The organism is Xanthobacter sp. (assembly GCF_041911315.1).
GTDB classification, from domain to species: Bacteria; Pseudomonadota; Alphaproteobacteria; order Rhizobiales; family Xanthobacteraceae; genus Xanthobacter; species Xanthobacter aminoxidans.
On the sequence record NZ_JAYRPE010000006.1, the window covers coordinates 13,046 to 24,935 of the forward strand.

At 69.5% G+C, this 11,890-nt stretch carries 11 protein-coding genes; 6 read left to right on the forward strand and 5 right to left on the reverse strand.

Annotated elements, in window-relative coordinates:
- Positions 1-21 precede the first annotated feature (21 nt).
- From ACE3QW_RS02460 to ACE3QW_RS02480, 5 genes are all read left to right on the forward strand, one after another.
- Positions 22-1,206 (forward strand): ABC transporter substrate-binding protein, encoded by a 1,185-nt coding sequence (locus tag ACE3QW_RS02460; protein WP_374250290.1) that lies wholly within the window; start codon positions 22-24, stop codon positions 1,204-1,206.
- Between the two features lie 69 nt (positions 1,207-1,275).
- Positions 1,276-2,148, forward strand: a complete 873-nt coding sequence (locus ACE3QW_RS02465) for a branched-chain amino acid ABC transporter permease (RefSeq protein WP_029555483.1) — start codon at positions 1,276-1,278, stop codon at positions 2,146-2,148.
- Positions 2,148-3,092 carry a branched-chain amino acid ABC transporter permease gene (locus tag ACE3QW_RS02470; RefSeq protein WP_374250291.1) on the forward strand — a complete coding sequence of 315 codons (945 nt, stop codon included), beginning with the start codon at positions 2,148-2,150 and terminating at the stop codon, positions 3,090-3,092. The genes ACE3QW_RS02465 and ACE3QW_RS02470 overlap by 1 nt, the downstream gene beginning before the upstream one ends.
- On the forward strand, positions 3,089-3,889 hold the full coding sequence (locus tag ACE3QW_RS02475; protein ID WP_374250292.1) for an ABC transporter ATP-binding protein: 801 nt from the start codon (positions 3,089-3,091) through the stop codon (positions 3,887-3,889). Before ACE3QW_RS02470 ends, ACE3QW_RS02475 begins: the two co-directional genes overlap by 4 nt.
- Complete coding sequence (locus ACE3QW_RS02480) at positions 3,876-4,577, forward strand: ABC transporter ATP-binding protein (protein WP_374250293.1); 702 nt, start codon at positions 3,876-3,878, stop codon at positions 4,575-4,577. Before ACE3QW_RS02475 ends, ACE3QW_RS02480 begins: the two co-directional genes overlap by 14 nt.
- Before the next feature lie 75 nt (positions 4,578-4,652).
- On the opposite strand, the gene cydC is transcribed toward ACE3QW_RS02480, so the two are convergent.
- The 5 genes from cydC to ACE3QW_RS02505 all read right to left on the reverse strand — a co-directional run bounded on the left by cydC (position 4,653) and on the right by ACE3QW_RS02505 (position 10,771).
- Entirely contained in the window at positions 4,653-6,446 is a 1,794-nt protein-coding gene (cydC, locus tag ACE3QW_RS02485; RefSeq protein WP_374250294.1) for a thiol reductant ABC exporter subunit CydC, read from the reverse strand.
- Positions 6,443-8,299, reverse strand: a complete 1,857-nt coding sequence (cydD, locus tag ACE3QW_RS02490) for a thiol reductant ABC exporter subunit CydD (RefSeq protein WP_374250295.1) — start codon at positions 8,297-8,299, stop codon at positions 6,443-6,445. Before cydD ends, cydC begins: the two co-directional genes overlap by 4 nt.
- A 60-nt stretch (positions 8,300-8,359) precedes the next feature.
- Positions 8,360-8,986, reverse strand: coding sequence for a DUF4202 domain-containing protein (locus tag ACE3QW_RS02495; RefSeq protein WP_374250296.1), 627 nt, complete (start codon positions 8,984-8,986; stop codon positions 8,360-8,362).
- 54 nt (positions 8,987-9,040) lie between these two features.
- Positions 9,041-9,559, reverse strand: coding sequence for a hypothetical protein (locus ACE3QW_RS02500; RefSeq protein ID WP_374250297.1), 519 nt, complete (start codon positions 9,557-9,559; stop codon positions 9,041-9,043).
- 129 nt (positions 9,560-9,688) lie between these two features.
- Positions 9,689-10,771 (reverse strand): LacI family DNA-binding transcriptional regulator, encoded by a 1,083-nt coding sequence (locus tag ACE3QW_RS02505; RefSeq protein ID WP_051678778.1) that lies wholly within the window; start codon positions 10,769-10,771, stop codon positions 9,689-9,691.
- A gap of 169 nt (positions 10,772-10,940) precedes the next feature.
- On the opposite strand from ACE3QW_RS02505, the gene ACE3QW_RS02510 reads away from it, so the two are divergent.
- Positions 10,941-11,873, forward strand: a complete 933-nt coding sequence (locus ACE3QW_RS02510; protein ID WP_024280590.1) for a dihydrodipicolinate synthase family protein — start codon at positions 10,941-10,943, stop codon at positions 11,871-11,873.
- The last annotated feature ends 17 nt before the right edge of the window (positions 11,874-11,890 follow it).

Genomic DNA, 11,890 nt, shown 5'->3' on the forward strand with positions numbered 1-11,890 from the left:
GACCTTTAGGAGGAACGCTTCATGGATACGCCCGCACGCCTGCGGCCGATGCTGCGCGCGGCTGCCATCATGCTCGCGACCGCGGTCGCCGGCCCGGCGCTCACCAGCCCCGCCTTTGCCGCCGACCCCATCAAGATCGGTTCGGTGGTCTCTGCCACCGGCCCCGCCGCCTTCCTCGGCGATCCCGAAGCCAAGACGCTCAAGCTCTATGTGGACGAGCTGAACAAGAAGGGCGGTCTGCTGGGCCGGCCCGTCGAGCTGGTGCTCTATGACGACGGCGGCGATGCCAACAAGGCGCGCACCTTCGCTACCCGCCTCGTGGAAGACGACAAGGTCGTCGCCATGGTCGGCGGCACCTCCACCGGCGCCACCATGGCCATGATCCCGGTGTTCGAGGAAGCCGGCATTCCCTTCGTCTCGCTGGCCGGCGGCATCGAGATCATCGAGCCGGTGCGCGCCTTCGTCTTCAAGACGCCGCATACCGACAAGACGGCCTGCCAGAAGATCTTCGAGGACATGAAGGCGCGGGGCATCACCAAGATCGGCATGATCTCGGGCACGGACGGCTTCGGCAAGTCCATGCGCAACCAGTGCCTGAAGGTGATCGGCCAGTACGGCATCACCGTCGTCGCCGACGAGAGCTACGGCGCCACCGATTCCGACATGACGCCCCAGCTCAACAAGATCAAGAACACCGCGGGCGTTGAGGCGGTGCTGAACCCCGGCTTCGGCCAGGGCCCGGCCATCGTGACGCGCAACTACGCGCAGCTCGGCATCAAGCTGCCACTTTACCAAAGCCACGGCGTCGCCTCGAAGAGCTTCATCGAGCTCGCCGGCCCGGCCGCCGAGGGCGTGCGCCTGCCCGCCCCGGCCATCCTGATCGGCGACAAGCTGGCGGACAACGATCCGCAGAAGCCGGTGGTGGCGCAGTACAAATCTTCCTACGAGAAGACCACCGGCCAGCCGGTCTCCACCTTCGGGGGCTACGGCTATGACGGCATCCAGCTCGTCGCCCGTGCCATCGAGAGCGCCAAGTCGGCGGATCCGAAGAAGATCCGCGACGCGCTGGAGGCCACCAAGGGCTATGTGGGCGTCACGGGCATCTACACCTTCGCCCCCGCCGACCATCTCGGCCTCGGCACGGACTCGTTCCGCATGCTGGTGATCCGCAACGGCGACTGGGCGATCGAAGCGTCCGCCCGCTGATCGTTTCGCACACCCGATCCCCACCGCGGCGGCGCCACACCGGCGCCGCCACACAGACGGCGTGAGGACATGTCCGAATTTCTCCAGCTCGCCTTTTCGGGGCTGACGGTGGGCGCCATCTACGCGCTCATCGCCCTCGGATTCACGCTGATCTACAACGCCTCCGACGTGATCAATTTCGCCCAGGGCGATTTCGTCATGATCGGCGGCATGGGCACCGTCTTCCTCATGGCAGCCGGCCTCGCGCTGCCGGTGGCGGCGCTGATCGCGGTGGTCGCCGCCGTGCTGGTGGGCCTGCTTCTGCATCGCCTCGCCATCGAGCCCGCGCGCGGCGCCTCGCCGGTGACGCTCATCATGATCACCATCGGCGCGTCCATCTTCATCAAGGGCGTGTCGCAGATCATCTTCGACAAGCAGTTCCATTCGCTGCCCGCCTTCTCCGGCGACACGCCTATCCCGGTGGGCGGCGCCACCATCCTGCCGCAGAGCCTGTGGGTGATGGGCACCGCCCTCGCCCTCGTGGTGGCGCTCTACCTGTTCCTGGAGCACACGCTGGTGGGCAAGGCGGTGCTGGCCACCGCCGCCAACCGGCTGGCGGCGAAGCTGGTGGGCATCAATGTCGCCCTCGTGCTCGCCCTCGCCTTCGGCCTCTCGGCCGCCATGGGCGCGCTGGCCGGCGTGGTGGCGACGCCCATCACGCTGACCCGCTACGACATCGGCACCCTCTTCACCCTGAAGGGCTTCGCCGCGGCGATGCTGGGCGGCATGGGCAATCCCTTGGGCGCGGTGGTGGGGGGGCTTCTCATCGGCCTCATCGAGACCTTCGCGGCGGGCTACCTCTCCTCCACCTACAAGGACGCGGTGGCGTTCCTGATGATCCTCGTCGTCCTGCTGTTCATGCCGCGCGGCCTGTTCGGCAGCCGCACCGTGGAGCGCGTGTGATGAAGGCCATCCTGCGCTCGCGCCTCACCCCGCTCATCGCCCTCGCGCTCATCATGGCGGTGGTGCCGATGATCGCCCCCACCTCCTTCCACCTGCGGGTGGCGGCGCTGGTGTGGATCTTCTCCCTCGCCGCCCTCGGCCTCACCATCCTCATGGGTTATGCGGGACAGGTGAGCCTCGGCCATGCCGGCTTCCTCGGCATCGGCGCCTATGTGGTGGCCATCGGGCCGGCGCGGCTCGGGCTCGATCCTCTGCTGTGCATCGTCCTCGGGGCGGCGCTCTCCGGCGTCATCGCGTGGCTGGTCGGCCGGCCCATCCTGAAGCTGAAGGGCTATTACCTCGCCATCGCGACGCTGGGCTTCGGCGTCATCGTCGCCCTGATCCTGCACAGCGAGACCGAGCTGACCGGCGGGCCGGACGGCATGTCCGTGTCGCGCATCACCCTCTTCGGCTGGCGGGTGACGGGGGCGCTGAACTGGTACTGGGTCTCGGCGGGCGCCCTTCTCATCGGCGCGCTCATCGCCCTCAACATCGCCGCGAGCCCCACCGGGCGGGCGCTGCGCGCGCTGCACGACAGCGAGGTGGCGGCGGCCGGCGCGGGCATCGACGTTTCCACCAAGAAGCTCGCCGCCTTCGTGGTGGCGGCAGTCTATGCGGCGGTGGCGGGCGGCCTGCTGGCGGCCATGAACGGCCTCATCACGCCGGAGGCGGCGAGCTTTTCGCATTCGGTGGAACTGGTGGCCATGGTCATCATCGGCGGGCTCGGCTCGGTGTTCGGCACCGTGCTCGGCGCCGCCTTCCTGGTGGTGCTGCCCCAGACGCTGACAGCCTTCCAGGAATACGAGCAGGCGGTGCTGGGCCTCCTCATCATGGTGTTCATGATCTTCCTGCCCCAGGGCATCGTGCCGTCGCTGCGCGCGCTGATCGAGGAGCGCCTGCCGTGACCAGCAAGACACCCCTTCTCGACGTGAGCGGCATCGGCATCTCCTTCGGCGGCCTTCGGGCCGTGGACGAGGTGAGCTTCAAGGTCGGCGCAGGCGAGGTCTTCTCCATCATCGGGCCGAACGGGGCGGGCAAGACCACACTGTTCAACCTCGTCACCGGCATCTACCGCCCCTCGCGCGGCAGCGTGCGGCTCGACGGCGCGGACATCACCGCCGTGCCGCCCCACCTGCGCGTCAGAAGCGGCATGGCGCGGACCTTCCAGAACCTGCAGATCTTCTTCCGCATGACCGCGGTGGAGAATGTGATGGTGGGGTGTGCCCTCTCCGAGCGCACCTCCTTCCTCGCCGACATGCTCGGGCTGCCGTCTGTCTTCCGGCAGAACCGCGTCACGCGGGAGAAGGCGCTGGCGCTGCTCGAGCGGGTGGGTCTCGCCGACATCGCCAACGCGCCCGCCGGCGCCCTGCCCTATGGCGCGCTGAAGCGCCTCGAAATCGCCCGCGCCCTCGCCGCCGACCCGAAGATCCTGCTGCTGGACGAGCCGGCGGCCGGCTGCAATGCGGTGGAGACCGAGGCCATCGACCACCTGATCGCCGCCGTCGCGAAGAGCGGCGTGGCGGTGGTGCTGATCGAGCACGACATGAAACTGGTGATGAAGATCTCCGACCGCGTGCTGGTGCTCGCCCAGGGCCGCCCGCTGGCGGAGGGGCCGCCGCGCGCGGTGCGGGAGAATCCGCAGGTCATCGCCGCCTATCTCGGGGACATCGGATCGCGGGAGGCGGATCGTGCTCACGGTTGAAGCCCTCTCCTCCTCCTACGGCCGCATCATGGCCCTGCGCGAGGTGTCGCTGGAGGTGAAGGCCGGCGAGATCGTCGCGCTGGTCGGCTCCAACGGCGCCGGCAAGACCACGCTCCTGCGCGCCATCTCCGGCGTGCAGCCGGTACGCGGCGGGCGCATCGTCTTCGAGGGCGAGGCCATCGAGCGGATGGAGCCGCATCTGCGGGTGGTCCGCGGCATCTCCCAATCGCCCGAGGGCCGGCAGGTGTTCGGCCCCCTGAGCATCGAGGACAATCTGAAGCTCGGTGCCTACCGGCGGCAGGATGCGCAGCGGCAGGCGCGGCTCGATCACGTCTACGGCCTCTTCCCCGTGCTCGCCGAGCGGCGCCGGACGCCGGCCATGAGCCTGTCCGGCGGGCAGCAGCAGATGCTCGCCATCGGCCGTGCGCTGATGGCGGGGCCGAAGCTGCTGTTGCTGGACGAGCCCTCCCTCGGCCTCGCGCCTTTGCTGGTGGACCAGATCCTCGCCGCGGTCACGTCATTGCGCGCCGAGGGCATCACCACCCTGCTGGTGGAGCAGAACGCCTCCGCGGCGCTGGCCATCGCCGACCGCGGCTACGTGCTGGAGACCGGCCATATCGCCATGGAAGGCACGGGCGCGGCCCTGCTCGACGATCCGAAGGTGCGCGCGGCCTATCTCGGCCTGTAGGGGTACTTCCGTAACGAAGCTGGATCGACAGAGCCAACACGAACTGGCTCTAGGTGGTTGTGCAACTCCAGATAATCATGGTGGGGCTTGCTCCAAGCCCTGACCGGAGCCGGCTGATCGGGCGGTGTCCTCCGGGACGCCGCCCGAAATCGTTCCGGGACTGATCGTTCCTGGACCGACGATGGCCAGCATGTCAGCCGGCGCCCCGCGCGCGACGATGCGGCCGCCATCCATCACGATGATCTCGTCCATCGCCTCAAGCCCGGCGCGGCGGTGGGTGATGAATAAAAGCGCCTGATCACGGGTGGCGCCCAGAAGGGTCTCCAGCACGCGGCGCTCGGTCTCGCCGTCGAGCCCTTCTGTGGGCTCGTCGAGGATCAGGATCGGCGCCTCCTTCAAAAGGGCGCGCGCCAGCCCGAGCCGCCGCGCCTCGCCGCCGGAGACTTTCGCCCCATTCGCGCCCAGGAAGGTATCCAGCCCGTCCGGCTGCGCCGCGACGAAGGCGAGGACGCCGGCCCGCGCCAGAGCCGCTTCCAGCTTTGCCGGCGGCGCCTCGGGATCGGCGACAAGCAGATTTTCGCGGATGGTCGCGGCGAAGAGATGATCGTGCTGCGCCAGCACCGCCATGCGCCGCCGCAGGTCATCGGAGCTGAAGTCAGCGATGCTCGAACCGGCGAACGCCACCTCCCCTGGGGCAGGGGCGCGAAACCGGAGCGCCAGGGCGACGAGGCTCGACTTGCCCGAGCCGCTCGACCCGACCACGCCGATGCGCCGGCCCGGGGCAAGCGCGAGATCGATGTCGGTGAGGGCCGCACTCGCTGCACCGGGATAGGTCAGCCCCGCATGGGCGAACGCCAGCGTGCCGGCCTCCGGCACCGGTCTCGGCGCGGCAGGCTCCTCCACCGGCGGCGGACGGTCGATGAGGTTGAAGATGCGGCGGGCCGAGGCGAGCGTCGCCGGCAGGGTCTGGAAGGCCAGCGGCAGCGGCGCCACCGCCTCGAACAAAGAGAGCGCGAGCAGCGCCAGCATGGGCAGGTCGGCGCCCGGCAGCGTGCCCGCCAGCACCCGTGGCGCGCCGATGAGCAGCACCAGCACGAGGGACGCTTGCGCGAACAGCCCGACGCCCGCGCCGGCAAAGCCGAGGATGCCGGCGAGCCGGTGTTCCCGGGCGATGAGCGTGTCGCTGGTCTCATCCAGCGCGGCGCGGTGGCGGCGGCCGGGATCGTAGATGTCGAGTTCCGCCCGCCCTTCCAAATGGTCCACCAGCAGAGCGTTGAGCTGCGCCGTGCCGGCCGTCACCTCCCGTGCGGCCCGTGCCCCGAGGCGATGGACGAGAAGCGGCAGGGCGAGCCCGGCAAGCAGCGCGGCGAGGCCGATGCCCACCGCCATTCCACCATCGTGGAGCGCGAGGACGGTGAGCCCGACCGCCAGCACCAGCACCGCGGCAAGACCGGGCGAGAGGATACGCAGGAAGGCGAATTCCAGCCGGTCGATGTCGCCCTTGAGCCGGGCGAGGAGGTCGCCGGAGCGCTGGTCCTCCAGCGCCGCCGGAGCGAGCGGGATCAGCCGCGCGAAGAACCAGGGGCGCAGGGCCGCCACGAACTTCAGCGTCGCCTCATGGCCGACGATCCGCTCGCCGTAGCGCCCGACGGTGCGGACGACGGCATAGGCGCGGATCGCCGCCGAGGGCGTGAAATAGTTCACGCTCGCCCCGGCCGCGCCGGCCAGCGCCATGGCCGCGATGAACCAACCGGAGGTGGCCATCAAGGCGATATGGGCGAGGGTCGCCAGCGCCGAGACGAGCACGGCCAGCGCCATCCAGCCGGCATGGGGCGCCATCAGGCGCAGGAGGCGCAGCGCATCCTTCATCGCACCGCCTCCGTGCTTCCGGGAGCCGGGGCCAGATCGGGCACCAGGTCGCCATCGAGCCCGCCATCCACCCCCCCGTGGCGCAGGAGGTCTGCGGGCGTGCCCTCGGCGACGATCCGCCCACGCGCGAGCACGATGATGCGGTCAGCACCGGCGACGCTCGCCATGCGGTGGGCGGCCACGAGGCCGGTGCGGCCGACGAGAAGACGGGAGAGGGCGGCCTGCACGTCGGCCTCGCTCTCCCGGTCGAGATGGGCGGTGGGCTCGTCGAGCACAACGAAGGGGGCGGCGCGGTAGAAGGCACGGGCCACCGCGAGGCGATGGGCCTGACCGCCGGAGAGGCCGGCGCCGCCTTCACCCACATCCGCCGCGACGCCGCCGGACAGGCCCGCCACCACGTCGGCGAGGCCGGCATCGGCCACCGCCCGGGCCAGCCGTACCGGGTCCGGTGCCGCTTCGCCGGGGGCGATGTTGGCGGCGAGGGTGCCGGCGAACAGGCGCGGGCGCTGGGGCACGTACGCGATGCGGCGCCGCACGTCGGCAAGGTCCAGCTCCGCCAGCGGCACCCCATTCACCAGCACCCGGCCGGAGGTGGGGCGCACGAAGCCGAGCGCGAGACTGAGGATGGAGGACTTGCCAGCGCCGGATGGCCCAACCAGCGCCACCGTCTCCCCCGCACCAATGGTGAAGCTCACGCCATCCAGCGCGACGCGCCCGTCCGGGAAGGCGAGGCGCACATCCTCGAAGCGGATGGAGATCGCGTCCGGGACGAGCAGCGGTGCCGTGCCACCACTCTCGGCGAGGGCTGGCATCTCCTCCAGCGCCACGAGGCGCTCGGCGGCACCGATGGCCTCCATGCGGGCGTGGTAGGCCGTGCCCATGGCGCGCAACGGCGCATAGAATTCCGGCGCCAGCAGCAGCACGAACAGGCCGGGGAAAAACGCCATCTCGCCCCACAGCAGCCGGAAGCCGATGAAGATGGCGATGAGGGCGATGGAGACAGTCGCGAAGAATTCCAGCACCGCCGAGGAGAGGAAGGCGACGCGCAGCACGCCCATGGTGTCGCGCCGGTAATCATCGGCGACGGCGGCGACCTCTGCGACCATGCGGCCGGCCGCATTGAACGCCTTCAGCGTCGCGAGCCCCTGCACCGCATCGAGCAGGTGACCGGACATGCGGGCGAGCCGGCGCCACTGCTTCTGGTTCAGCGCCTCCGTGCCCTTGCCGATGAGGATCATGAAGACCGGGATGAAGGGCGCGGTTGCCAAGAGGATGAGGCCGGACACCCAGTCGAACGGGAACACCGCCACCAGCACCGCGACAGGCAGCATCACCGCCAGCACGGAAGCCGGAATGTAGCGCGAATAATAAGGCTCGACCGCCCGCACGCCCTCTGCCAGCGCCGCCACCAGTTCGCCGGTGCGGGCCTCAGCGAGGCCCACGGGGCCGATGGCCTCCACCCGGTCGAGGAGCCGGGCGCGCAAGGCGCGCATCACCTTCGCGGCGGCGGCAAATCCGAAATGCTCGCTCGCCCATACCGCGCCGAAGCGCAGCAGGATGGCGCCGACAAGGGCGGCAAGCTCGAAAGCGTGCGCGGAAAGCGCCTCATGGCGGAACAGCACGGCATCGATGATGCGGGCGACGAGAAAGGCCTGCGCGATGACCAGGAGGCCAGTCGCCGCCGATGCCGCGAGGGATCGGCCGAGGTCCGCCCGCGCCGTGCCGCGAAAACCCGACAGGAAGGCGGAGAGGCGCTTGCGATCCGTGGCGATTGCGTCCCCTCCCCTCGTTCGTGGCCGGGCGGCAGCCCCGCCGAGGCAGAGGGAGATACCACACGCGCCCGCCGCCCACACTGCGATGAAGGCGCTCAGGCGGGGCGCCGGTTGGTGAAGAGCCTAGGCGGGGACGGACCTTCAGTCTTCCGCATTCGCCCGCGCGGCGAGGCCTTGATGGAGCAGGTCCACCACCTCTTGCGGCAGGTCCAGGGCGAGGGCGGCGGCGTGGCCCTCCTCGGACATCTTGCCCCAGGTCTTGGCGAGGATGCCGGCCACCTTCTCCGGCTCGGGGCGGTGCTTCACGAGGAAAGCGTCCAGCTCGTAGGTGAGGAAGACGAGCACCGCCACGTCCTCCAGCACCTGCATATCGGCATCCTGCTTCAGCCGGTCCTTGCGGACGATCTTGCCCACGCGCTCGGCGAAGTCCGGCGCGAAGCCGAGGCCGCGCAGGATCTCGGAGATGCGCCGCTCGTGGACGTTTTTCAGCTCCGTGCGCCAGCGGAAATAGCCGGCCTTGCCCGCCGGATAGGTCTCGCGCGGGATGGTGAAGCGCTCGATGTGCTGGCCGCGCGCGGCGATCTTGAGCGCGTCAGAGGCATCGGGCCTGAAGCGGGCGAGCACCTGCGTCATCCGTTGCCCGTAGAGCACCGCCGCCGGCACGCTCCGGCCGTCCACCTCCACCTGTGCGGGATCGGCGGCGTTGGCCGCGTCGATGGCGGCGTAAGCCGTCTCCAGCATGGCGGCGGGAATCGCGTCGCTCGTCATCGCGTCTCCTGTGAATACATCTGGCAGCCATCATGGCCGCGGATGCGCCCGTGTCTAGCGCAAGCGCAGCCGCGCCCAGCGCCACAGCGCCCGTACCCGCCGCTTCAGCTCGGCGAGCCTCAACCATTCCGACACCGAGCGATGCACGGAAGCCGCCGTCTCGATGACATAGGCCATCCACCGGACCGTCATCAGCTGGGCCTTGCCGGCGGTGAAGATGCGCTCGATGAGGACGAAACTCACCAGATGCGCCAGCAGGAACAGGAACGTGCCGGTGCGGACATGGCCGTTGGCGATGTGGATGAGCGCCAGGAACTTCACCGGCTCCACCACGCCGTAGGGCACGGCGATGAGCACCAGCACGGCATAGGCCGGCAGGCCGCCAACCCACGCCTCGAACCGCTGCACCAGCTTCAGCGCGGCGAGCCAGTCCAGCAGCGGTCGATAGAGCGGACGGACCAGCTCGTCGAGCAGGATGACGATCCCGACCACCACCCGGAAAGCAAAGCGCAGGGCCACCCGCAGCGGATTGCGCGGGCGGGACGGACGGGGTGGAACGGAGGAATCGGCCATGCCGTGATGATGCCGGGGAATTCGCGCCCGCGATATGTGCCGCAGCGGCAAGAGGTGTTGGCCGTCGCATCCCCTTGCTTCGCGGAGGCACAGCCCGGGGCCGCCCCGCATCAGGCCGGGATCGGCGCGCTACCGCGCCGATGGTCGGCTTTCCGGACCACGGCGACCGGAAGTGCCGGAGCGAGTCTGGGCCGGGGTGGCCGTCGACTGGCGGGGGATCAGGGTGGGGGCGGCGATGCGCAGGCGATCGGCGCGCGTCACGGGGCCTCGCATCAACAGGTCCAACGCATCGGCGGCGATCTGGTCGAACGGCACGCGCACGGAGGTGAGCGGCGTGGGCAGGCGGCTGACGATGGGAATATCGTTGTAGCCAACGACCGAGACGTCGCCGGGCACCGAGAGACCGAGCCGGGCGAGCGTCGAGAGGGCGCCGATGGCGGTGTTGTCGTTGACCGCGAAGAGCGCCGTGGGCGGCTCGGCCGCGCTCATCAGCCGCTCGGCCGCATCCGCCCCCGAATCGATGCCGAAGGTGGATTCGACCACGAGCGCCGGATCATCGGCGATGCGGGCCTCCGCGAGCGCCTGCCTGTATCCCTCCACGCGTCCCCGGCTGCTGGACGCATAGGCCGGGCCGGCGATGAGACCGATGCGGCGATGGCCGAGATCGATCAGGTGCCGCGTGGCGAGATATCCCCCCAGCCGGTCGTCGCCCACCGAGGCGAGGCTGCGCCCGTCGCTGCGCAGGGCGAGCACATAGGGCACGCCACGGTCGGCGAGTTCCTGGGCGAAATCGTCGCCTTCGCGGGCGGTGGACAGGACGAGGCCGTCGACGCCCCGCTGGAGCAGCGTCTGCGCCGCCTTGCGGTCAGCGCGCGGCTCGTCGTCGGTGGTGGCGACGATGGCGAACTGGCCGGTGCGGGTGCAGGCGCGAGCCAGCGCCTCGTAGAGCATGGCCATCACCGTGTCCGTCAGCCGGGGAACGATGACGCCGATGGTGTTGGTCTGGCCACGCCTGAGGCTCGCGGCGGAGACGTCGCGCACATAACCGAGGCTTTCCGCCACCTGCCGCACCCGCCGGGCGGTCGCATTCTCCGAGCGCGGCAGGCGCTCGTCGAGGATGCGCGAGACGGTCGACTTGGACACACCCGCTGCCGCCGCCACGTCAAGGATGGTGACGCGTCCCTGCCGCTCGTGCGGTTCGTCATCGTTCAACGGCTTGTGTCCTTCGATCCGGCATTAGGCGACAGGTTAGCGATTGACAGGAGACGGACACAAGGGCAATTATGGGAACGTTCCCGCTAACGATCCAACAAAAACTGCGGGTCGGAGGAAGCGGGACCGGATTTTCGGTCTGAACGATCCCAAGGAAGGAACTCGAACCATGGCTATCGACTGGAAGGGCCTGAACCCCGCCCCCGTCACCCTCTTCAAGGCCAACGGCGACGTCGACTTCGACGGCAACGCTCGCCTCGCCAAGTGGCTGGCCGCCATTCCCGGCGTGAAGAGCCTCGTCATCCTCGGCCATGCCGGCGAGGGCACCTTCCTGACCTTCGACGAGCAGATCGAGCTGATCCGCGTCTACAAGGACGCGACCCCCCTCCCCGTCATCGCCGGCATCACCGGTGAAGGAACCAAGGTCGCCGAGATCGAGGCGAAGAAGAAGTTCGACGCCGGCGCGAGCGGTGCGCTCGTGTATCCGAACCACGGCTGGCTGCGCTTCGGCTACCAGAAGGGCGCCCCGCAGGACCGCTACAAGGCCATTGCCCAGTCCGGCCTCGAGTGCATCCTGTTCCAGTATCCGGCCGTGACGAAGGCCAATTACGACCTCGACACCCAGCTCGAGATCGCCGCCATTCCGGGCGTGACCGCCACCAAGAACGGCGTGCGCGACATGAAGCGCTGGTACGATGAAATCCCCGCCCTCAAGAAGGCGTTCCCGAACCTCGCCGTCATGTCCTGCCACGACGAGTGGCTGCTGCCCACCATGTTCGACGTGGACGGCCTTCTGGTCGGCTACGGCAACATGGCGCCCGAGCTGCTCATCGAATACCTCAAGGCCGGCAAGGCGCAGGACTACACCCTCGCCCGCAAGTATCACGAGCAGCTCCTGCCCGTGACCCGCGCCGTCTATCATCGCGGCTCGCACATGGAGGGCACCGTCGCCCTCAAGCATGCGCTGCGCGCCCGCGGCCTCATCGACAACGTGAACATCCGCGAGCCCCTGAAGCCCCTCGGCGAGGCGGCCGACGCCGAGATCCGCGCCGCCGTGAAGGCCTCCGGCCTCACCGTGGTCGCCGACGCCCTCGCGGCCTGAGTCTCACGTCCCCGGAG

Coding starts and splice junctions, on each gene's coding strand:
- ACE3QW_RS02460 (WP_374250290.1), top strand. CDS start 22: ATGGATACGCCCGCACGCCTGCGGCCGATGCTGCGCGCGGCTGCCATC.
- ACE3QW_RS02465 (WP_029555483.1), top strand. CDS start 1,276: ATGTCCGAATTTCTCCAGCTCGCCTTTTCGGGGCTGACGGTGGGCGCC.
- ACE3QW_RS02470 (WP_374250291.1), top strand. CDS start 2,148: ATGAAGGCCATCCTGCGCTCGCGCCTCACCCCGCTCATCGCCCTCGCG.
- cydC (WP_374250294.1), bottom strand. CDS start 6,446: ATGAAGGATGCGCTGCGCCTCCTGCGCCTGATGGCGCCCCATGCCGGC.
- ACE3QW_RS02495 (WP_374250296.1), bottom strand. CDS start 8,986: ATGACGAGCGACGCGATTCCCGCCGCCATGCTGGAGACGGCTTACGCC.
- ACE3QW_RS02500 (WP_374250297.1), bottom strand. CDS start 9,559: ATGGCCGATTCCTCCGTTCCACCCCGTCCGTCCCGCCCGCGCAATCCG.
- ACE3QW_RS02510 (WP_024280590.1), top strand. CDS start 10,941: ATGGCTATCGACTGGAAGGGCCTGAACCCCGCCCCCGTCACCCTCTTC.